Origin of the sequence: Methylotenera versatilis 79, from assembly GCF_000384375.1 — a bacterium.
GTDB classification, from domain to species: Bacteria; Pseudomonadota; Gammaproteobacteria; order Burkholderiales; family Methylophilaceae; genus Methylotenera_A; species Methylotenera_A versatilis_B.
In genome coordinates this window covers 420,114-439,736 of sequence record NZ_ARVX01000001.1, presented here as the reverse complement: position 1 = coordinate 439,736, position 19,623 = coordinate 420,114, and the positions used below count along the sequence as shown (strand labels likewise).

Sequence of the window (19,623 nt, the reverse complement as noted above, 5' to 3'; positions counted from 1 at the left end):
TTTTAGGATTTGCAATCATGCCAGTTTATCGTTCTCGTACCACAACACACGGCCGTAACATGGCTGGAGCACGCGCCTTATGGCGTGCTACGGGCATGAAGGATGGCGATTTTGATAAACCAATCATCGCTATTTCCAATTCATTTACGCAATTTGTACCAGGTCATGTGCATTTAAAAGATCTAGGCCAATTAGTTGCGCGCGAAATTGAGCGAGCGGGCGGTGTGGCGAAAGAGTTCAACACGATTGCAGTGGACGATGGTATCGCTATGGGACATGGCGGCATGCTTTACAGCCTACCTTCACGCGACCTGATCGCTGACAGCGTTGAATATATGGTGAATGCGCATTGTGCTGATGCGCTAGTGTGTATTTCGAATTGCGACAAAATTACTCCTGGTATGTTAATGGCGGCATTGCGCTTGAATATTCCCGTGGTGTTTGTATCTGGCGGCCCAATGGAAGCGGGTAAAGTGAATTGGAATGGCAATACGCACAAGCTGGATTTAGTGGATGCGATGGTCGCTGCGGCCGATAGCAAAGTTTCAGATGCGGAATCGGATGCGATTGAGCGCTCAGCCTGTCCAACTTGCGGTTCATGTTCTGGTATGTTTACTGCTAACTCTATGAACTGTTTAACCGAAGCGCTTGGTCTTAGCTTGCCTGGTAATGGCTCAACTTTAGCCACACATGGCGCACGTAAAGAATTGTTCTTAAAAGCGGGTCGTTTGATTGTTGAGCTAGCAAAACGCCATTATGAGCAAGATGATTACAGCGTATTGCCACGTAGCATCGCCAATATGAACGCCTTTGAAAATGCCATGGCGTTAGATGTTTCAATGGGCGGTTCGACCAACACTGTATTGCATTTGCTGGCGGCTGCACATGAAGCCGAGCTTGATTTCACGATGAGTGACATTGACCGTATCTCTCGCAAAGTACCATGTTTAAGCAAAGTTGCCCCTGCGACTGCCAAGTACCATATGGAAGACGTGCACCGCGCTGGTGGCGTAATGGGTATTTTGGGTGAATTAGATCGCGCTGGTGTCATCCATCGTGATACGCCAACCGTTCATAGCAAAACAATGGGCGATGCTTTGGATAAGTGGGATATCAAAGTGACGCAGGATGAAGAAGTTAAAAAATTCTTCCGCGCGGCACCAGGCGGCATTTCTACGACGATTGCTTTCAGTCAAAGCATGTTGTATCCAACGCTAGATGATGACCGTGCTGAAGGTTGTATTCGTGATAAAGCGCATGCTTATTCGCTAGATGGTGGTTTAGCAGTGTTGTACGGCAATATTGCTTTAGATGGCTGTATTGTTAAAACAGCTGGTGTTGATGACAGTATTCTGAAATTCACTGGCCGCGCACGCATTTTTGAATCCCAAGACGCAACGGTAGAAGCGATTTTGGCAGATCAGATTGTAGCGGGAGATGTAGTGGTGATTCGTTATGAAGGGCCGCGCGGCGGACCTGGCATGCAAGAAATGCTCTATCCGACGTCTTATTTGAAATCGAAAGATTTAGGCAAGGTTTGTGCATTACTAACAGATGGTCGCTTTTCAGGTGGTACATCAGGCTTAAGTATTGGCCATGCTTCACCAGAAGCAGCCGAAGGCGGCGCGATTGGTTTGGTTGAAGAGGGCGATACTATTGAAATCGATATTCCAAATCGCACTATTCATTTAGCCATTACCGATGAAGAAATGGCACACCGTCGTGCGCACATGGAAGCCAAAGGTAAGGACGCGTGGAAACCGGTTAATCGTACGCGTGAAGTGTCCTTGGCATTACGCGCCTACGCAGCGATGACAACTAGCGCGGCCCGCGGCGCAGTGCGTGATGTAACGCAAATCGAGAAGTAATCTTAAGCTTAAATACTCAATTAATTCCTAGTTAATAAAGTAAATCAATATTATGGATACAGAAATGTCAGAAACCAGTGTGACACAAACAAGTGCGACAGAAGCCAGCGGTTTGAAAACTGAAAAACTTTTAAGATTGCACGCGCATGTGTTGCAAACAAAAGATGAAAATGGCATGCAATACTTAGAGGTGGACAATCCGCTTTGTACAGCAAAAATCGCGCTGCAAGGTGCGCATGTTATGCACTGGCAACCTAAGTTTTTAAAAGATCCGGTTTTGTGGCTATCTAGCAATGCGCGCTATATGAAAGGCCGTTCAATTCGTGGTGGAGTACCAATTTGCTGGCCTTGGTTTGGTGCACATCCAACTGATAGTAGTTATTGTCCACACGGTTTTGCACGCGTTATTCCTTGGCGCATCATTGATATAGATGCCACGCCAACCGGCGCAACACGCATCATGCTGGAAATGTTAGAAACAGAAGAGGCTAAGCGCCAGCTTTCATATCCGTATGCACTCACCATTACCATTACAGTTGGTCGACGTTTGAGAGTGGATATGTCTACCACTAATAAAGCAGATCACCCATTTGTGATTGGTGAAGCATTTCATACCTATTTAAATATCAGCGATATTGCAAATGTTAAAATTACCGGTATGCAAGACTATGTTTATGCAGACAAAATGCTTAAATATCAACGTGAGGTTGAACATAATGCACTGAAATTTGATGGCGAGTTTGACCGTGTATATGTTAACCATAGTTCAGATTGTACTGTGCATGACACAGGCTACAATCGTTTAATACATGTCTCTAAATCAGGCAGTGACACGACCGTCGTTTGGAGTCCTGGAGCAGAAAAAGCGAACGCAATGGCTGATATGGGCGTAGCAGATGAGTGGCGGAAAATGGTTTGCGTAGAAACAACCAATGCGCTGGATAATATGGTGGTCATCAACCCAGGACGTACCCATGTAATCAGCGCAGAATATGTAATAGAAACTTTATAGCCTAGGCTATTAACATGTTGTGATTAACACATAATTTGCATCAATAACTGATTGGCGTCAACGCAACGCCATTTAAGGCGTTGTTTCTCTTTAAGCATGAATGACTTACAAATGTATTGGAATTTGTAGTCCAAATTGTCTTAAATCCTATAAGAGCTATTGTGGATTTTTAAATTATAGGTATTATTCAATTTGCATAAAATTGCAGCATTAATATAAAAATTATCACGTAATTCAAGGAGATAGCATGAAAGTTTTATTATCAACAGTTGCGGTAGCCACCATGTTATTAGCGGGTCAAGCCAATGCAGCGAGCGCTGACGCGGCAAAAGCGTTAGCACAAAAAAGTGGCTGTTTAGCCTGTCACAGTATCGATAAAAAAGTATTAGGCCCATCTTACAAAGATGTTGCAGCCAAATACAAAGGTGACAAAACAGCCGAAGCAAAATTGGTGGCAAAAGTTAAAGCAGGTGGTAGTGGTGTTTGGGGCCCTATGCCAATGCCAGCTAATAGCCCACAAGTAAAAGATGAAGATATCAAAACAATCGTACAGTGGATTTTGACACTTTAACTTCGGTTAACTATATTTCATTATTAAAAAAGCCAGCTAACCGCTGGCTTTTTTATTGCTTAAATGTTGTTAAGTTTGCTGTGCCTAATTGAATAGGCGAAATAGAATATAACACCAATTAAAATCCACCAGCCAAAGCGTATCCAGGTGGATGTTGGCAAAAAATACATTAATGCGCCGCAAGATAATATGCCTAATACGGGAATCACAGGATTCCATGGGTTTTTAAATGGTCGCGGTAAATCAGGTTGGCGTATACGCAACACAATTACCCCAACGCAGACCATGACAAATGCGGCTAAGGTGCCGATATTCACTGTCTCTGCCAACTCACCCAAAGGGAAGAACCCCGCGACTAAAGACACCACCACGCCGCACATTAATATGATGCGCGTGGGGGTTTGTCTGTCTGGATTCACTTTTGAGAAGATGGGCGATATTAATCCATCGCGGCTCATGGCGAATAAAATCCGCGTAAGACCATACAGTAAAACTAATAACACGGTAATTAATCCAGCTAAAACGCCAGTGGCAACCAAGGTGGACGACCAAGTGTAGCCAAGTTTAAATAATGCATACGCAACAGGTGAAGATGTATTGAGTTCTGTATATGGCACAACGCCAGTGAGAACTGCGGAAACGATGATATAGATGGTGGTGCAAAATGTTAATGATGCCAGTAAGCCAATGGGTAAGTCGCGCTGTGGATTTTTAGCTTCTTCTGCCGCTGTTGATACTGCATCAAATCCAAAATAAGCAAAAAATACTAAAGATGCGCCTGCGAATACACCGATGTTTTTGCCATTTTCTAAAGTGCTGAACCAGCCAAATGGAGTAAAAGGATGCCAGTTATCTGTGTTAATGTGCGCGCTTGCTAGTGCTATAAAAATGCCAATCGTACTTAACTTGATGACAACAATAATATTGTTAAAACGTGCACTTTCTTTTACGCCGATAATCAATAATATAATCAATAGCCAAATGATGGCAAAAGCAGGCAGATTGATAATGCCACCTAGCATTGGCGCTTTAGTTAAAGACTCAGGCAAATGCAGGTTAAAATTGGCGAGTGTATTAATAAAATAACCAGACCAACCATTTGCGACCGCAGCGGCACCCACACCGTATTCAAGCAATAGAATCCAACCTATTACCCAAGCGATTAATTCGCCAAAGGCAACGTAGCTATAACCATAAGCACTGCCAGAGCCGCCGACTGAAGCAGCTAATTCTGCATAAGCCAGCGCTGCAAAAGCGCTGGCAATGCCTGCAAATACAAAGGATAAAACGACAGCGGGACCAGATTGAGTAGCGGCGGCAAGGCCTGTTAAGACAAAAATACCGGTGCCGATGGCGCAACCGATACCTAATAAGGCTAAATCAAAGGCACTTAAACACTTTTTAAGGCCACTATTGGCATGATTTTCGACAGGTTTTGTGCGCAATAATCGTTTTAGCATATGCTTTGATTCCTCATGACTACAGTGTCTTAAGCACAGTGTACAACAATTCTAAGCGTTTATAACCAATCTCTATCAATCAAAAAATCGGTATATAACTTAGATTCGGCGCTGCCATTTTCTGGCTTCCAATCGTAACGCCACTTCACGATTGGCGGCATTGACATTAGTATCGATTCAGTACGGCCATTCGATTGCAATCCAAATAACGTACCGCGATCATGTACCAAATTAAACTCTACATAACGGCCACGACGGTAAGCTTGAAAATCTCGCTCTTTTTCAGTGTAGGCAATATCTTTACGGCGTTGCAAAATAGGTAAATACGCTTGTACAAAACTATCGCCCACTGCACGTTGTAGCGCGAAACTTTGTTCAAAACCTAGCGCGTTAAAGTCATCAAAGAAAATGCCACCTATGCCACGTGGTTCTTTGCGATGTTTAATGTAAAAATACTCATCGCAGTGTTTTTTGAATTGCGGATAGTAGGTTAAATCGAATGCGTCTAATGCAGATTTGTTGGTGCGATGAAAGTGCACGCAGTCCTCTTCAAACGCGTAGTAGGGCGTTAGATCCATGCCGCCGCCGAACCACCAAATATCTTCGGATTCCTTTGTAGCTGTAACTGCGTTGACTTCGTCTGCATCTGCTTGATTAGATGAGTTTCCTTGTGCTCTAGCTACAAAAAAACGAATATTCATATGTACCGTAGGCACATAAGGGTTGCGTGGATGCAATACCAGTGAAACGCCCATGGCTTCCCATGCGCGGCCAGCAGCTTCTGGGTGGGCGATAGTTGCAGCGGGAGGAAGTTTACTGCCGAGCACGTGAGAAAAACCAACACCAGCACGCTCGAATACATTGCCGTCCTCTAGCAAGCAGCTTGTACCGCCGCCGCCTTCTGGACGATTCCAGCTATCATGCAAAAAAGTTTTACCGTCAACTAATTCAAGTGCTTCAACAATTTGATTTTGCAGATTTTGTAAATAATGCAGTACGGCGTTGCTATTTAGTTGTTGGCTCAAAATAACTTAACCTGGTTTTTAACCTTTAATTGCACGATAACCAATATCAGAGCGATATTGCGCGCCATCAAACTGGATTTCATCGACTATTTTATAGGCTTGTTGTTGCGCAAATTTCACTGTTTCGCCTAACGCGGTTACACATAAAACGCGACCGCCGCTAGTGACAACTTTGCCATCAACTAATTGAGTTCCAGCGTGAAACACATGTGAATCTTCTAATCCATGTGGCAAACCAGTGATGACATCGTTCAGTCTGGGTGTTTCAGGATAATTGTGAGATGCCATCACCACACCAAGTGCTGTGCGTCTGTCCCATTCTGCTTCTGCTAAATTCAGTGTGCCATTTGCGGCATGTTCAGCCAATGCCACAAAATCACTTTTTAAACGCAACATAATCGGCTGCGTTTCAGGATCGCCCATACGACAATTAAACTCTAAAGTTTTTAAATTGCCATTTGGCGAAATCATCAAGCCGGCATATAAAAAGCCAGTGTACGGAATGCCATCTTTCGCCATGCCGTCAACGGTCGGGCGAATAACTTCACGCATCACTTTTGCGTGGATTTCTGGCGTCACGACTGGCGCAGGTGAATAAGCGCCCATACCACCAGTGTTTGGGCCAAGGTCAGCGTCTAGTAAACGTTTATGGTCTTGACTGGTTGCTAACGGCAAAATGTTTTTGCCATCTACCATCACAATAAAACTGGCTTCTTCACCGGTTAAGAACTCTTCAATCACCACGCGCGCACCAGCATCACCGAGCTTGTTATCGGATAGCATGGCATCAATGGCAGCGTGTGCTTCGTCATTGGTCATGGCGACAACGACACCTTTGCCAGCAGCTAAACCATCTGCTTTAATGACAATTGGCGCGCCTTGTTCATTCACATAATCATGCGCAAGTTTTGCATCAGTAAATGTGGCATAAGTAGCTGTCGGAATATTGTGGCGCACCATAAAAGCTTTGGCGAAATCTTTGCTGGATTCCAACTGTGCGGCGGCTTTAGTTGGGCCGAAAATCTTTAAGCCATTTGCGCGGAATGTATCGACTACACCTTGCGATAATGGCGCTTCTGGGCCGACTACCGTCAAGTTAATTTGCTCTTTTAGTGCAAAAGCCAACAAGTCATCCACGCTAGAAACAGGTACATTCACCATGTCAGGATTCAATGCGGTGCCAGCATTGCCAGGCGCAACAAAAACGCGGCTGATGTTTTTATTTTGGGCGATTTTCCAAGCCAGCGCATGTTCGCGTCCGCCACTACCAATCACTAAAATTTTCATGCTGAATTATCCTTTAGCGATTGCTATTAATGTCTAAAATGTCTGATACCAGTCATCACCATGACTAAGCCATGCGCATCTGCCGCAGCAATCACTTCCTCATCGCGCATGCTGCCACCTGGATGAATCACACAGCTGGCACCAGCTTCGGCTAGTACGTCAATACCGTCGCGGAACGGGAAAAATGCATCAGACGCAACGACTGAATCTTTAAGCGTTAAACCAGCATTTTGTGCTTTGATTACGGCGATTTTTGTACTATCAACGCGGCTCATTTGACCAGCGCCCACGCCTAATGTCATGCCATTGCCGCAGAATACAATTGCGTTAGATTTAACATATTTGGCTACATTCCAAGCGAACAGCATATCTGCCAATTGCTGTGCTGTTGGTTGTTTTTGTGAAACCACTTTTAAGTCTGATGGGTTGATTTCGTGGTTATCTGCGGTTTGAATCAAGATGCCAGAACCAACACGTTTGATGTCGTGTGAGTTGCGGCCTTGTTCCCATGCGGTCTTGCCGCCTTTTGGCAAATCGATTTTTAAAACGCGAACATTAGTTTTTGCAGCAAAAACCGCCAATGCATCTGCTGTGAAATCGGGTGCAATTAATACTTCAACAAATTGTTTAGAAACAGCTGCTGCTGCTGCTTTATCTAAGGGCGTGTTAAAAGCGATAATGCCGCCAAAAGCCGAGCTAGGATCAGTTTGGAAAGCTTTTGAGTAAGCTTCAAGAGCATCTTTACCTACTGCAACACCGCATGGATTCGCATGTTTTACGATGACACAAGTTTTTTCAGTAAAAGATTTAACCGCTTCCCAAGCTGCATCTGCATCTGCGATATTGTTGTAGCTTAATTCTTTGCCCTGCAACTGTTGCGCAGTAACCAGTGAGCCAGGCGCTGGATATAAATCGCGATAAAACGCCGCTTCTTGATGTGGGTTTTCGCCATAACGTAAATCTTGCAATTTGACAAAACGCCCATTGGTTTGCGCAGGGAAAGCGTTGCGTGTGCCGTCCGTTTTAAAAGATGATAAATAATCACTAATCGCGCCATCGTAATTGCTGATGCGGTTAAAAGCCGCGATGGATAATGCGAAATTGGTCGCTTGGCTAATATTGCCGTTTGCATTTTGTAACTCGGTAATTACATCAGCATATTGGCTGGCGTCTGTTAAAACAGAAACATCTTTCCAATTTTTGGCTGCTGAACGCACCATGGCTGGGCCGCCGATATCGATATTTTCAATCGCATCTTCCAGACTGCAATCTGGCTTGGCAACCGTTGCTTCAAACGGATATAAGTTAACAATGACCATATCAATATTAGGAATATCCGCTGTTTGCATCGCGTTAACATGCTCTGGCAAATCACGGCGACCTAAAATGCCACCATGTACTTTAGGATGCAGCGTTTTAACGCGGCCATCTAACATTTCTGGAAAACCAGTGTAATCACTCACTTCTATCACTGGGATATTGTTTTCGCGGAATAATTTTGCGGTACCACCAGTAGATAAAATCTCTACTTGCAGTTTAGTTAACACCTGCGCCAGCTCTAAAATGCCTTGTTTGTCTGAAACACTGATGAGTGCACGTTTGATAGTTGCCATAATTTTTTAATGAATATTGGTGATATTTAAGATAGTTGATGCTGGAACAAGTTAACAATATTGCTTTTAACTTAAGTCGTATTGCGCCATTTTTTTACGTAGTGTATTGCGATTTAAACCGAGCATTTCAGCTGCTTTTGATTGATTGCCGCCGACTTTATGCAGTATAAATTCCAGCATAGGTTTTTCTACACAACCTAATACCATATCGTAAATAGCGTGCGGTGGTTGTCCATCAAGATGCGTAAAATACTCTTCTAAAGATTCATCAATCGCGGTTGAAAGTTTGCAGATATTGGACATATTATTATTGTTCTCCACCAAAGTTTAAGCAGCTAGCGCCTGAGATTCGTCTTGAGTCAACGTATCGATATAGACTAAGCGTTCATTTTTGCTTTTTAGCTCTGCAAAAAAATCATTGATGGCACCCAGTTGTAAATCGATAGTCTGTAACGTGTTCATGTTGTGCCTAAAGCTAGCTGAACCTGCCAAACCTTTGGTGTACCAAGAGATATGTTTTCGCGCAACGCGCATACCCGCTAAATCACCATAAAAACTGTATAAATCGTGCAGATGTTCCAACATCACCGTGTGAATTTCTTCAACCGTTGGCGGCAGCATATGCTCACCAGTTTTTAAAAAATATTCAATTTCGCGGAAAATCCAAGGTCTGCCTTGTGCTGCGCGGCCAATCATCACGGCATCTGCGCCAGTGTAATCTAAAACATGCTTGGCTTTTTCGGGAGTGGTGATATCGCCATTGGCAATAAGTGGAATGTTGATGGATTGTTTAACCGCGGCAATCGTATCGTATTCCGCATCGCCCATATATAAACAGGCGCGCGTGCGACCATGCATGGCAAGCGCTTGCACACCAATATCCTGTGCCATTTTTGCAATCTCAATCGCATTGCGATTATTCTTATCCCATCCAGTGCGAATTTTTAAGGTCACTGGTACGTTAACCGCGCCGACGACTGCTTTAAGGATTTGCGCGACTAGCGGTTCATCTTTTAATAAGGCGCTGCCAGCCATCACATTACAGATTTTTTTTGCCGGACAGCCCATGTTGATGTCAATAATTTGTGCGCCGTTATCCACATTATGTTTAGCGGCTTCCGCCATCATTTTTGGATCTGCACCTGCAATTTGCACTGAAATCGGATCGACTTCACCTTCATGATTCGCGCGGCGCAAGGTTTTTTCACTACCGTAAAGCAAAGAGTTTGAAGTCACCATTTCTGAAACGGCCAAGCCCGCGCCCAATTTTTTGCATAACTGGCGAAAAGGCCTATCCGTAACGCCAGCCATAGGGGCGACGACTAGATTGTTTTTCAAAATATGATTGCCGATTTGCATGGAGTAATTCGTTCTTGGGAAGGTGCTTATTTTATACGCAAACAGGCTTACTTAACAGATTTAAATACCTATTTTTTGCATAAAAGTTTTGAAAAAATCTAGAGGTTAGGCTTTGTGAGTTGCTCTAAATTACTCAGCCAAGCAATCGCATATTCGCGAGCATTATTGTGTTTTTCTTCGCCACACATTTCGCGGCTAGGTTTTAAGCTGCCGCAAAACTTAGGTCGTTCAGGTGCGTTAAAAATTGCGCATTTAAAGTCGTTAAGTAAGTGGATGCAAGCTACGCCCGCAGGTTTGCCGTTTGGCATGCCGGGTAAAGAGCTGTTGATAGAAGGTGCGATGCAACACGCACCGCAGTTTGGTCTGCAATCCATAAAAATCTACACAACCAACTTACACAACATCGACCCAAGCAAAACCAATGTTGCTCACACCAGCTTTAATATCTTGCATCGCTTTATTCACTAAATCAGGCGCGCCTTTCGCACCTAATTCCACTTGACGATTCGGCTTGAGTTTTGGCAAGCTAAATACTTTAATGCTTGGGTAGTCAATTAATACTTGTTGCATTAAATCAATTAGTTGACTCTCAACGCCATCCGCAATAATAATTGATTGTTCTAGAAATTCCGTTTTGTGAAATAGATGGCTGTAATGCGTATCAAGCACCCATTCCATCATTGGATGCGCCATTTGCGGAAAACCAGGTAAGAAATAATGGCTGGGTTTTTGTCCTTTTAAACCCGCAGCAAATCCCGCCACACGATTCACCGGATTAGGAATCAAATCCACACCTGCTGGGAAATCGGCCATCAATACGCGTTTAGGATAAGCGCCTTCACCAAACTGCGCTTCAATCTCCTCAACTGCCGCTTTGTGTCGCTCAATCGGCACGTTCAAAGCATCCGCCGCCGCTTGACGAGTGAAATCGTCAGGTGTAGCACCAATGCCGCCAAAACTAAACACAATGTCGCTGCTGTTAAAGCTGCGCTTAAAACTAGCTACTAAACGGTCAGGCTCATCTGCTAAATATTCCGCCCAAGCAAGCGTTAACCCGCGCGATTTCAGTATTTGAATCGCCTGCGTGAGATGCTTATCTTCTCGTTTACCAGAGAGGATTTCGTCGCCGATGATATAAATACCAACATTTAAATCAGACATCTAATGCGCGCTTTCCCAATTACTACCCACGCCAACCTCAGCCAATAAAGGCACATCTAATTTCGCCACGCTCTGCATTAGTTTTGGCAAGGTGGATTTGATTAACTCTAGCTCGCTATCTGGCACTTCTAGCACCAGCTCATCGTGTACTTGCATGATTAATTTGGTTTGTAGTTTTTCTGCCCTTAACCATTTATCAACCGCAATCATAGCGAGTTTAATCAAGTCTGCTGCGGTGCCTTGCATGGGGGCGTTGATGGCGGCGCGTTCGGCGCCTGCGCGTCTTTGGCCATTTGCGCTGTTGATTTCTGGTACCCATAATCGGCGGCCGAAGTAGGTTTCTACATAGCCTTTTTGTTTGGCGATTTCGCGGGTGTTTTGCATGTATTCGCGCACGCCAGGGTAGCGGGCGAAATAGCGTTCGATATAGCTGGCGGCGGCGCTGCGTTCAATATTCAGGTTTTGCGCTAAACCGAATGCGCTCATGCCGTAGATTAGGCCGAAGTTGATTACTTTTGCGTAGCGGCGTTGTTCGTTATCTACTGCCGCACGCTCTACGCCAAAAATTTCTGCGGCGGTGGCGCGGTGGATATCTTCATTATTGGCGAATGCTTGCAGCATGCCTTCATCTTGTGAAAGATGCGCCATGATGCGCAACTCAATTTGTGAGTAGTCGGCCGAAACAATATGGCTGCCTAGCGGCGCAATAAACGCTTCACGGATTCTTCTACCTTCTGCGGTACGCACTGGAATGTTTTGCAGATTAGGGTCTGAGCTGGCAAGGCGGCCAGTAATCGCCACCGCTTGGTTATAGCTGGTATGCACACGCCCGGTCTGTGCGTTAATCATTTTGGGCAATTTGTCGGTGTAAGTCGATTTCAGTTTTGCCAAACCGCGGTATTCCAACAAAACTTTAGGTAGCGGATGATCAAGCGCTAATTCCTGCAATACATCTTCATCAGTAGATGGCGCGCCAGAAGGCGTTTTTTTAGTTGGCTTAATGCCCAGTTTGCCGAATAAAATCTCTTGTAATTGTTTAGGCGATGCCAAGTTAAAAGGTTGGCCTGCTAGTTCGTAGGCTTGGCTTTCCAACGCGATTAATTTCAAGCCGATTTCGTTGCTTTGCTTATTCAGCATGTTGTTGTCAATCAACACGCCATTGCGCTCAATGGTGAATAAAATGTTGGAAACGGGCAATTCAATCTGGCTGTAAATGTAGTCTAGCTTGCTATCTGCAGCAATGAGCGGATACATCGCCTCATGCAATTGCAGCGTGATATCGGCATCTTCAGCCGCGTATTCGCTGGCGGTTTCTACAGTCACTTGGTTAAAACTAACTTGTTTTGCGCCTTTGCCCGCCACATCATTAAACGTAATCGTTTTAACATCTAAATGACGTCGCGCAAGGTCGTCCATGCCATGCGATTTGTGCGATTCAAACACATATGACTCCAGCAAAGTATCATGTTGAATGCCATTTAATTGGATGCCGTGATTGGCTAAAACATGCTGGTCATATTTTAAGTTTTGCCCGACTTTTTTTATTTTTTCATCTTCTAAAATAGGCTTAACTTTGGCCAAAGTTTCAGCAAAACTTAACTGTTCTGGCGCATCGAAATAATCATGTTTTAAAGGTAAGTAAGCGCCACCTCCTGCTTCAATACTAAACGACATGCCAACAATCTTCGCAGTCATTGGTTCTAGCGAGGTGGTTTCTGTATCAAAACAAAATAAGGCTGATTGCTTGATTTTATCTAACCAATTATCTAATTGCGCATTGGTTAATATGGTTTCATATTGGCGATTGGTGTTGGTTTTATAATTAACTAAACTCTCAACGATCGGTACGAAATCTTGCTTTTCTTTTAAATTTTCAGCAGATGTAATGCTGGCAAATAAGTCGCCAGATTGTGAAGGGGTTGCCAATTTTTTGTCTTGGTTTGCCTGACTTGTACTGGGCAAGCCCAGCTCTCGCTGCCAAGTTTTAAACTCAAAACGGTCATAAATCTCAGAAAGTTTGGCAGTATCTTGTGTTTGTAATTGCAAAGGCTCAAAACTTTGCGGCATGCCTGCAAAATCGCCTAAGTCACATTTAATGGTAATCAGCTCACGGCCTGTCGGCAGCCAATTTAAGGCTTTGCGTAGATTTTCGCCAACCACTCCAGTAAATTTATCCGCATTGGCGATAATGTTATCTAGCGTGCCATATTGTTGTAACCATTTAACTGCGGTTTTAGGGCCAACTTTTTCTACGCCGGGTACGTTATCCACCGTATCGCCGATTAAAGTCAGGTAGTCAACAATCAATTCTGGTTTAATGCCAAATTTAGCTTCAACGCCTACGATATCCAATACCTCATCACCTTTTCTAAAGGCATTTGGCATGGTGTTAATCACGGTGACATGCTCATTGACCAATTGCGACATGTCTTTGTCGCCTGTAGAAATAAGCACGCGCACGCCTTGCTTTTCGGCCTGTTCGGCTAAGCAGCCGATAACGTCATCTGCTTCTACACCATCCACCACTAAAAGCGGCCAACCCATCGCTTTAATCGCTTCAAGCAGCGGCTCTACTTGGCTGCGTAAATCATCCGGCATGCTTGGGCGATTGGCTTTGTATTCGGGGTAGATATCATCGCGAAAGGTTTTGCCTTTTGCGTCAAAGATACACGCGCTATAATCAGCAGGGTAATCTTTGTGCAATTTGCGTAACATGCTGAGTACGCCGCGAATGGCGCCAGTGGGTTCATTTTTACTATTGCGCAAATCTGGCAAGGCATGAAAGGCGCGATAAAGGTAAGAAGAGCCATCTACAAGTAAGAGCGTTTTCATAATGTATAAATGCTATATTTAAATAATTAACGAATATTAATGAGTTAACTAAATGATTAAAAAATTACCAAAAACGAATGATTCAGAATTGCTGAATGGCGCGAGCGGAGAAACTGAATCGTGGCATGCGTTTGAGATTATGGCAGAATTTGTCGCTGCCACCGAAAAGTTAAAAGAAATCACGCCAGCGGTTTCTATTTTTGGTAGCGCGCGTACAAAGCCAGATCATCCTTATTACAAGTTAACGCAAGAAATCGCGCGTGCATTATCAGATGCGGGTTTTAGTGTGATTTCTGGCGGCGGGCCAGGCATTATGGAAGCGGCGAATAAAGGTGCATTTGCAGGTGTTGGGCCAAGTATAGGGCTAAATATTGAGCTACCGTTTGAACAAAGTGGCAATGGTTTTCAGGATATTGATATTCTCTTTAAATACTTCTTTATGCGTAAAGTGATGTTTGTTAAATATGCGGGTGCCTATGTGGTGATGCCAGGCGGGTTTGGCACGTTGGATGAGTTAATGGAAGCGATTACACTGGTGCAAACGGGTAAATCGCGCAAAATTCCGATTATTTTAGTGTGTAAAGATTTTTGGGCAGGTTTACTGGATTGGCTTAAAAATACCTTAGTGCATGAGGGGATGGCGTCTGCGCAGGATTTAGAGTTGATTCAATTGATTGATGACCCTAAAGAAATTGTCGATGCAATCTTTAAACATTATGAATTAACAGGTTTTGAGCTGACGCCTGCCGAACGTAGGATGCAACTGTACTTATAAACGAACTTACAAGTGTGATTTATCGTCTTGTTTATTTGTTGTCGATTAAGTTTTTATACAGCCTTTTTGATAGAATGTACCAATATAATTTCTTGGTGAGTTTGTGATGCAAATATTAAAAATAGTCACAGTTTTAGTAGCCCTTTTACCTACATTAATGCTCACAAATGTGAGCATGGCAGCACAGCCGGATAATCTTGAACCATTAGAACAAGTGCAACCACCACCTAAAGTAGTGGATGGCGAAGCGCTAGACGATCCTGCGATTGAGCCGCAAATCACTATTCGCAAAAAAGGGGCTGATACGATTGAGGAATATCGTATTGGTGGCGAAATGTATATGATGAAAGTGACGCCTGCGCATGGCGTACCGTATTATCTACACAAAGAAGATTCCAGCGGAAACTGGATTAATGATGGCCCAAATAAACCATTAAGTGTGCCGAAATGGATTTTATTTAGGTTCTAAGAAATTTCAGTTCATAAGAGGGCATTGCCCTCTTAATTTTTTGAATCGCATTCATTCAATGATATGTTTCTAATCCACTTGTCAGTTTAATTAATATGTCGGTTTTTACCACTTTAACGCTTGAAGAAGTACGCATTTGGTTACGCGATTTTGCCATTGGCGAACTCGTTGAATTAAAAGGCATTGCAGCAGGTATCACGAATACCAATTATTTTGTGATGACGGCGAATGCGCGTTATGTGCTGACGATTTTTGAGAAAAATGATCTAGACGAACTGCCGTATTTTGTCGATTTAATGGCGTATCTGGCCAAGCATGATGTGCCTTGCCCAGCGCCGATTTTAGATAAAAATGGCGTTGCTTTGCACACGTTAAAAGGCAAACCAGCGTTGATGGTCAGTTGCTTGAAAGGGCGCGATGTTGAAGCACCTAATCTAGCGCAATGCATTGCAGTTGCACAAACACTTGCGCATATGCATGTGGCTGGGGCGGGTTTTCAGTCCACATCGCATAATCAACGTGGCGCAAATTGGCGTAATCAAACCGCACAGCAAGTGCTGCCAAAATTGGCAGATGATGAAGCAGAGTTGCTTAAAAATGAATTGGCTTTTCAGACAGGTTTAGATTTAAACGATTGCCCACATGGTGTGATTCACGGGGATTTATTCCGCGATAATGTGCTGTTTGATGGCGACAAATTGGGTGGCTTTATTGATTTTTATTATGCCTGCCATGATGTGATTGCTTATGATGTGGCGATTGCAGTGAACGAATGGTGCATCAATGCAGATGGGCGTTTTGATGCCGAAAAGCTAGAAAATTTCTTAGCGGCTTATCAACAAGTGCGACCGTTTACAGCGACTGAATTGCACTATTGGCCAGCATTATTACGCCGCGCGGCATTGCGTTTTTGGTTGTCACGATTGTATGATTTCCATTATCCAGCGGCTGGTGAGTTAACACATGCAAAAGACCCAAATCACTTTAAAGATATATTAAAAAATCGCATTGAAATGGCATCAGAACTAGACGGGGCACTACAACTTATTAAAAAGTTAAAGAAAGTTTAAACAATGGCAATTTTGGAATCACGCACTAAAACGGGCATTAGTTGGGTAAAAGAAGCGGTGGCTTTATTTAAAACCAATCCAAGCAAATGGATGTTGCTTGGGCTGAGTTATGTCGCGGTTTTTATGATGGTTCCATCTATTCCAGGTTTACAGTTATTTAGCTTTGTAGTGATATTAATGTGGCCAGTTTTTTTGGTGTTTGCGATTAGCCTATATCGCAATGCGGATACTCAACAACCGCAAAGCTTAAATGCAGTATTTAATACGATTCAACCGAAAATCAAGTCATTAATCGGCTTAGGCGCATTTTGTCTTTTATACGGTGTTCTGGTCGGATTGTTGTTGAATAGCGATATTCAAGGCGTGCTTAAATTATCCCAAGTAGAAGGCGTGATGACCGAATCGCAAGCCGCATCGGTGATGCAAAAAACGCTGCCTTTAATACTGAAAATATTATTACTATCTGCGCCGCTGTTAATGGCGACATGGTTTTCACCGATGCTAATCGCTTTTAATAATTACGGTGTGATTAAAGCCATTAAATCTAGTATCGCTGGATCAATTCAATACATGGTCGCTTTGGGTGCCGCGTGGTTATTGCTGACTGCGGGCATTGTGTTGCTGATGATTCCAGCAGGTATGTTGGTTGCAATAGTTAGTTTAGTGCAGGCTAGTTTTGGCGAGTTGTTAGCTTCATTATTGGTTTTTGGCGTGTTGTTATTAGCCACTACATTAATGCTAGCGTTCCAATATGTCAGTTATCGCGATGTGTTTCGCGCCGCCCCAGTTGATAAAACTTAAGACTTAACACTTAAAAACGACTAGTTTTTATAGCTATATTTATAATTGCTAGTTTATTAACTGTTAAGTTTTTTCTAGATTTTCTCTAATTTGGCATATTCCATCGCCAACATTTTCAAGCCTTCGCGACCGAAATTGATTTTAATCACCAAACTCGCCGCATTGCCTTCATAGCTCACCACCACGCCTTCGCCAAATTTGTTATGGCGTACGCCTTGACCAATTTTATAAGGATAAACATTGGCGTTTTGTGCGGAAACTTGCAGCGGTTTTTGATTGTAACTTTCACCGTAACTACTGCCTGATCTTGCGATTGGTTTACTGTTCAGCCGTTTTAATAATGCTTCCGGTATTTCATCTAAAAAGCGCGATGGAATGCCATAGCGCACTTGTCCGTGCAACATGCGGCTTTGCGCGTGGCTTAAATATAAACGTTGGCGCGCGCGTGTGACGGCGACGTACATCAAGCGGCGTTCTTCTTCTAAGCCATTGTTTTCACTTAAACTTTGTTCATGCGGGCAAAGACCTTCTTCTAATCCGCTAATAAAAACGGCTTTAAACTCTAAACCTTTAGAGGCATGCACCGTCATTAATTGCAGCGCATCATAACCAATCGTCGCTTGGTGATCGCCAGCCTCTAAACTCGCATGAGTTAAAAACTGCGTCATTAAATCTTGCTCGGTGTCGCCGTCTACATTGTTATGGTTGCCAAATGCCTGATTGGTGAACGAAACTGCAGCAGTGACCAATTCTTCCAAGTTTTCAATACGGTCTTCACCATCTTTGTCGTTTTGATAATGTGTTTTTAAGCCAGAAAGCGTGGTGGCAAGTTCTGCGATTTCTGCCAATGTGATGCCGTAAGCTTGGTCTGTCATTTCGCGGATTAACGCGACAAAGCCTTCAATTCCCTTACCGCCAGCGCGACCATTTCCCACTTTATTAACGGCGGCTTGCCATAAACTGCACTCATTTTGACGTGCGCCTTCTTGCAATTGCTCAAGGCTGCGCGCACCGATACCGCGCGCGGGGAAGTTAATCACACGCAACAGTGCAGTGTCATCATTGGCGTTCGCCATCAAGCGCATATACGCCAGCGCATGTTTTACTTCGGCACGTTCAAAAAAGCGCAAGCCGCCATAAACGCGATAGGGCAAGTTGGCGGAAAATAACGCATGTTCTAACACGCGCGATTGCGCATTACTGCGATATAGCAACGCCATATCAGCCAGCGGCGTACCTTCGCTTTGTAACATTTTCACTTCATCGACAATAAACTGCGCTTCATCATTATCGTTGTAAGCTTCATAGATTCTGACTGGTTCGCCAGCGCCTGCACTTGTCCATAAGTTTTTGCCAAGGCGGTTTTTGTTGTGTGAAATAATCGCATTCGCTGCATCCAAAATATTGCTGTGGCTGCGATAGTTTTCTTCTAACTTAACGATATTTTGCACGTTAAAATCGGTTTCAAAATCGCGCATATTACCCACGCGCGCACCGCGAAAGCCATAAATAGATTGGTCATCATCACCGACGGCAAATAAACAATTTTCTTTGCCAGCTAATAACTTAAGCCATTGATATTGCAGTTTATTGGTATCTTGGAACTCATCGACCAGAATGTATTGAAAGCGGCTTTGATAATGATTGCGAATGCGCTCATCGCGACTTAACAACTCGTAACAACGCAATAATAATTCCGCAAAATCTGCCACACCTTCGCGATTACATTGCTTGTCATATTCTTCATAGATCTCACGCATTTTTTGGCTGTGGCCATCGTACGCATCTACTTTATTCGCGCGCAAACCTTCTTCTTTACAGCTATTGATATAACCTTGCACTTGCTTTGGCGCATATTTTTCATCGTCAATTTGCATTAACTTCATCAAGCGTTTAATGCTGGATAATTGGTCTGCAGTATCTAAAATCTGAAAGGTAGAAGGTAAACCAGCTTCGCGATGATGTGCGCGCAACAAGCGATTGCATAAACCATGAAAAGTGCCAGCCCACATGCCGCGCGTGTTAATCGGCAACATGGCGGTCAAGCGCGTCAGCATCTCTTTGGCGGCTTTATTGGTAAAAGTCACCGCCATCAAACCCATCGGCGAAATCTGCCCCGTTTGAATCAACCAAGCGATGCGAGTAGTTAAAACGCGCGTTTTTCCGCTACCCGCACCAGCTAATATTAGCGCGGATTGATGCGGTAAAGTAACGGCTTCAAGCTGTTTATTGTTAAGGCCAGTGAGAAGTGATTCTTGATTTTGCATGCCGATATTATCGCATGTGAGGCAAATAAAGAGGCAATGAAAAAAAGTTAAAA

Annotated in this window: 17 protein-coding genes; 7 read left to right on the top strand and 10 right to left on the bottom strand. The window is 43.8% G+C overall.

Annotation, left to right across the window (positions count from 1 at the left end; translation table 11 throughout):
• Nucleotides 1-17 precede the first annotated feature (17 nt).
• The 3 genes from ilvD (at nucleotide 18) to METVE_RS0102230 (ending at nucleotide 3,451) form a co-directional block, all read left to right on the top strand.
• Nucleotides 18-1,868: a dihydroxy-acid dehydratase gene (gene ilvD / locus METVE_RS0102240; protein ID WP_020166822.1), complete on the top strand. Its 1,851-nt coding sequence runs from the start codon at nucleotides 18-20 to the stop codon at nucleotides 1,866-1,868.
• Nucleotides 1,869-1,920: 52 nt separating this feature from the next.
• The gene (locus tag METVE_RS0102235; RefSeq protein ID WP_020166821.1) at nucleotides 1,921-2,880 is read left to right on the top strand and encodes a D-hexose-6-phosphate mutarotase; all 960 of its coding nucleotides are present in this window, start codon (nucleotides 1,921-1,923) and stop codon (nucleotides 2,878-2,880) included.
• A 247-nt stretch (nucleotides 2,881-3,127) separates the two neighbouring features.
• Nucleotides 3,128-3,451, top strand: a complete 324-nt coding sequence (locus METVE_RS0102230; RefSeq protein ID WP_020166820.1) for a c-type cytochrome — start codon at nucleotides 3,128-3,130, stop codon at nucleotides 3,449-3,451.
• Between the two features lie 59 nt (nucleotides 3,452-3,510).
• Here the strand turns inward: METVE_RS0102230 and METVE_RS0102225 are convergent, their stop codons facing one another.
• The 9 genes from METVE_RS0102225 to polA form a co-directional block, all read right to left on the bottom strand.
• Nucleotides 3,511-4,911: an amino acid permease gene (locus METVE_RS0102225; protein WP_020166819.1), complete on the bottom strand. Its 1,401-nt coding sequence runs from the start codon at nucleotides 4,909-4,911 to the stop codon at nucleotides 3,511-3,513.
• A 59-nt stretch (nucleotides 4,912-4,970) separates the two neighbouring features.
• Nucleotides 4,971-5,936: an oxygen-dependent coproporphyrinogen oxidase gene (hemF, locus tag METVE_RS0102220; RefSeq protein ID WP_020166818.1), complete on the bottom strand. Its 966-nt coding sequence runs from the start codon at nucleotides 5,934-5,936 to the stop codon at nucleotides 4,971-4,973.
• 18 nt (nucleotides 5,937-5,954) lie between these two features.
• Nucleotides 5,955-7,223, bottom strand: a complete 1,269-nt coding sequence (gene purD / locus METVE_RS0102215; RefSeq protein ID WP_020166817.1) for a phosphoribosylamine--glycine ligase — start codon at nucleotides 7,221-7,223, stop codon at nucleotides 5,955-5,957.
• Nucleotides 7,224-7,249: 26 nt separating this feature from the next.
• On the bottom strand, nucleotides 7,250-8,836 hold the full coding sequence (purH, locus tag METVE_RS0102210; RefSeq protein ID WP_020166816.1) for a bifunctional phosphoribosylaminoimidazolecarboxamide formyltransferase/IMP cyclohydrolase: 1,587 nt from the start codon (nucleotides 8,834-8,836) through the stop codon (nucleotides 7,250-7,252).
• Nucleotides 8,837-8,902: 66 nt separating this feature from the next.
• Nucleotides 8,903-9,139: a helix-turn-helix domain-containing protein gene (locus METVE_RS0102205; RefSeq protein WP_020166815.1), complete on the bottom strand. Its 237-nt coding sequence runs from the start codon at nucleotides 9,137-9,139 to the stop codon at nucleotides 8,903-8,905.
• Nucleotides 9,140-9,163: 24 nt separating this feature from the next.
• Nucleotides 9,164-10,195, bottom strand: a complete 1,032-nt coding sequence (gene dusB, locus METVE_RS0102200) for a tRNA dihydrouridine synthase DusB (RefSeq protein ID WP_020166814.1) — start codon at nucleotides 10,193-10,195, stop codon at nucleotides 9,164-9,166.
• A gap of 98 nt (nucleotides 10,196-10,293) precedes the next feature.
• Nucleotides 10,294-10,569 carry a YkgJ family cysteine cluster protein gene (locus tag METVE_RS12840; protein ID WP_020166812.1) on the bottom strand — a complete coding sequence of 92 codons (276 nt, stop codon included), beginning with the start codon at nucleotides 10,567-10,569 and terminating at the stop codon, nucleotides 10,294-10,296.
• Between the two features lie 19 nt (nucleotides 10,570-10,588).
• Nucleotides 10,589-11,356, bottom strand: a complete 768-nt coding sequence (locus METVE_RS0102185; RefSeq protein WP_020166811.1) for a competence/damage-inducible protein A — start codon at nucleotides 11,354-11,356, stop codon at nucleotides 10,589-10,591.
• Nucleotides 11,357-14,188 (bottom strand): DNA polymerase I, encoded by a 2,832-nt coding sequence (polA, locus tag METVE_RS0102180; RefSeq protein ID WP_020166810.1) that lies wholly within the window; start codon nucleotides 14,186-14,188, stop codon nucleotides 11,357-11,359.
• A 52-nt stretch (nucleotides 14,189-14,240) separates the two neighbouring features.
• On the opposite strand from polA, the gene METVE_RS0102175 reads away from it, so the two are divergent.
• The 4 genes from METVE_RS0102175 (at nucleotide 14,241) to METVE_RS0102160 (ending at nucleotide 17,303) form a co-directional block, all read left to right on the top strand.
• A complete protein-coding gene (locus tag METVE_RS0102175) occupies nucleotides 14,241-14,963 on the top strand; it encodes a TIGR00730 family Rossman fold protein (protein ID WP_020166809.1) in 723 nt (240 codons plus the stop codon).
• Between the two features lie 106 nt (nucleotides 14,964-15,069).
• Nucleotides 15,070-15,432: a DUF2782 domain-containing protein gene (locus tag METVE_RS0102170; protein WP_026361972.1), complete on the top strand. Its 363-nt coding sequence runs from the start codon at nucleotides 15,070-15,072 to the stop codon at nucleotides 15,430-15,432.
• A 95-nt stretch (nucleotides 15,433-15,527) separates the two neighbouring features.
• Complete coding sequence (locus tag METVE_RS0102165) at nucleotides 15,528-16,502, top strand: homoserine kinase (protein WP_020166807.1); 975 nt, start codon at nucleotides 15,528-15,530, stop codon at nucleotides 16,500-16,502.
• 3 nt (nucleotides 16,503-16,505) lie between these two features.
• A complete protein-coding gene (locus tag METVE_RS0102160; protein ID WP_020166806.1) occupies nucleotides 16,506-17,303 on the top strand; it encodes a BPSS1780 family membrane protein in 798 nt (265 codons plus the stop codon).
• 74 nt (nucleotides 17,304-17,377) lie between these two features.
• Here METVE_RS0102160 and METVE_RS0102155 read toward each other — a convergent pair whose 3' ends face one another.
• Nucleotides 17,378-19,570: a UvrD-helicase domain-containing protein gene (locus METVE_RS0102155; protein WP_020166805.1), complete on the bottom strand. Its 2,193-nt coding sequence runs from the start codon at nucleotides 19,568-19,570 to the stop codon at nucleotides 17,378-17,380.
• Nucleotides 19,571-19,623: the final 53 nt, after the last annotated feature.

Bases quoted from the DNA above. Each gene is read 5' to 3' on its own strand.
- METVE_RS0102155 (WP_020166805.1), bottom strand. From the start codon at position 19,570: ATGCAAAATCAAGAATCACTTCTCACTGGCCTTAACAATAAACAGCTT.
- METVE_RS0102160 (WP_020166806.1), top strand. From the start codon at position 16,506: ATGGCAATTTTGGAATCACGCACTAAAACGGGCATTAGTTGGGTAAAA.
- ilvD (WP_020166822.1), top strand. From the start codon at position 18: ATGCCAGTTTATCGTTCTCGTACCACAACACACGGCCGTAACATGGCT.
- METVE_RS0102165 (WP_020166807.1), top strand. From the start codon at position 15,528: ATGTCGGTTTTTACCACTTTAACGCTTGAAGAAGTACGCATTTGGTTA.
- METVE_RS0102205 (WP_020166815.1), bottom strand. From the start codon at position 9,139: ATGTCCAATATCTGCAAACTTTCAACCGCGATTGATGAATCTTTAGAA.
- METVE_RS12840 (WP_020166812.1), bottom strand. From the start codon at position 10,569: ATGGATTGCAGACCAAACTGCGGTGCGTGTTGCATCGCACCTTCTATC.
- METVE_RS0102225 (WP_020166819.1), bottom strand. From the start codon at position 4,911: ATGCTAAAACGATTATTGCGCACAAAACCTGTCGAAAATCATGCCAAT.
- purD (WP_020166817.1), bottom strand. From the start codon at position 7,223: ATGAAAATTTTAGTGATTGGTAGTGGCGGACGCGAACATGCGCTGGCT.
- METVE_RS0102230 (WP_020166820.1), top strand. From the start codon at position 3,128: ATGAAAGTTTTATTATCAACAGTTGCGGTAGCCACCATGTTATTAGCG.
- METVE_RS0102235 (WP_020166821.1), top strand. From the start codon at position 1,921: ATGGATACAGAAATGTCAGAAACCAGTGTGACACAAACAAGTGCGACA.
- dusB (WP_020166814.1), bottom strand. From the start codon at position 10,195: ATGCAAATCGGCAATCATATTTTGAAAAACAATCTAGTCGTCGCCCCT.
- polA (WP_020166810.1), bottom strand. From the start codon at position 14,188: ATGAAAACGCTCTTACTTGTAGATGGCTCTTCTTACCTTTATCGCGCC.
- METVE_RS0102175 (WP_020166809.1), top strand. From the start codon at position 14,241: ATGATTAAAAAATTACCAAAAACGAATGATTCAGAATTGCTGAATGGC.
- purH (WP_020166816.1), bottom strand. From the start codon at position 8,836: ATGGCAACTATCAAACGTGCACTCATCAGTGTTTCAGACAAACAAGGC.
- METVE_RS0102170 (WP_026361972.1), top strand. From the start codon at position 15,070: ATGCAAATATTAAAAATAGTCACAGTTTTAGTAGCCCTTTTACCTACA.
- METVE_RS0102185 (WP_020166811.1), bottom strand. From the start codon at position 11,356: ATGTCTGATTTAAATGTTGGTATTTATATCATCGGCGACGAAATCCTC.